The sequence below is a fragment of the Streptomyces acidicola genome (genome assembly GCF_009377235.1).
GTDB classification, from domain to species: domain Bacteria; phylum Actinomycetota; class Actinomycetes; order Streptomycetales; family Streptomycetaceae; genus Streptomyces; species Streptomyces acidicola.
Window position 1 is genome coordinate 1 of the sequence record NZ_VMNX01000533.1, and the last position, 1178, is coordinate 1178.

The following is a 1178-nucleotide window of genomic DNA, read 5'->3' on the forward strand; positions in this document are numbered from 1 at the left end:
GCGTAGCCGTACACCGGCAGATCGCGACCGCCCTGCGAGACAAGATCAGCGCGGGCGAGTTCGCGCCCGGCGAGAAGCTGCCCAGCGAAACCCAGCTCATCGAGACCTACGGCGTGTCCCGCGAGACGGTGCGCAAGGCCGTGCAGCTGCTCGAAAGCGACGGCGTCGTCAACGTGCTGCAGGAGAAGGGCGTGTTCGTCCGGCCGCCCGCCGCCATCACCCGGCTGGCGCGCTCGCGGTTGTCCCGCGCGGCCAGGGCGAAGAACGAAGGCGCCTTCCTGGCCGACGCGAAGGCGCAGGGGTTCACGCCGAGCACGAGCGTGCGAGTTCGGTTCGAGCCCGCGGACGAACGCACGGCCGAACTCCTCGCGATCGAGCCCGGCGCGGAGGTGACCGTTCGAGACCGGGTCATGCGGGCGAACGGTCTCGTAGTGCAGCTCGCCGTGTCGCGGCTGCCGCGTGAGTTCACCCGCGGCACGGCGATCGAGGAGGTCAACACCGGCCCGGGCGGCGCCTACGCGCGGCTGGAAGAGGCCGGGCACGAGATCGGCCGATACGTCGAGGACACCGGGGCGCGCATGCCCACCGACGAGGAGCGCACGCAGCTGCAGCTGCCGCCCGGTACGCCGGTGCTCACCGTGACGCGCATCGCCTACCGCGAGGACGGCACCCCGCTGGAGATGAACGACATGACGCTGCCGGCGGACCGGTACCGGCTCACCTACGAGTGGGCGGCTGACTGATCACCGGGCCGCCACTCCTCGCGGTAGTCCGGGTGGTCGGCGTAGGGCAGGGCGAGGAGGCGCAGGACATGACGCGCCGATTGAGCCCGGCCCTCCATGAACTCGCTGCCCGCGCGGTTTTGGTCCAGCCACGCAGCGAACTTGATCACCTCACGTTTGGCCGCGATGTCGCCAGACCGGCGAGCGGGCAACCCGCACCGACAGACGAACTCCCACTCGTACGGAATGCGGGCGTCGCAGTCGGGCTTGTGGATCTCACCCAACTGCTCGTCGTCGTCGAGCCGGGCGCGAAGGAACGCGATCAGGTCATCCACGCTCGTCACCATCTCCCATCCGTGGGTTCAGCCCCGCGAACAGGGCGGGCGCCAGGGTAGCGGCGACCACCACGGCGAGGTCGAGCACGGCGTCCACGACCGCGCGCACACGTTGCATCAC

At 70.3% G+C, this 1178-nt stretch carries 2 protein-coding genes; one reads left to right on the top strand and one right to left on the bottom strand.

The genetic code is table 11. The features are described 5' to 3' along the window. On the top strand, window positions 1-743 hold a 743-nt coding region (locus FPZ41_RS46635), incomplete at its 5' end, for a GntR family transcriptional regulator (RefSeq protein ID WP_228023480.1). On the opposite strand, the gene FPZ41_RS46640 is transcribed toward FPZ41_RS46635, so the two are convergent. After that, complete coding sequence (locus FPZ41_RS46640; protein ID WP_152870951.1) at window positions 722-1057, bottom strand: DUF6221 family protein; 336 nt, start codon at window positions 1055-1057, stop codon at window positions 722-724. The two genes, FPZ41_RS46635 and FPZ41_RS46640, sit on opposite strands and share 22 nt — an antisense overlap. Window positions 1058-1178: the final 121 nt, after the last annotated feature.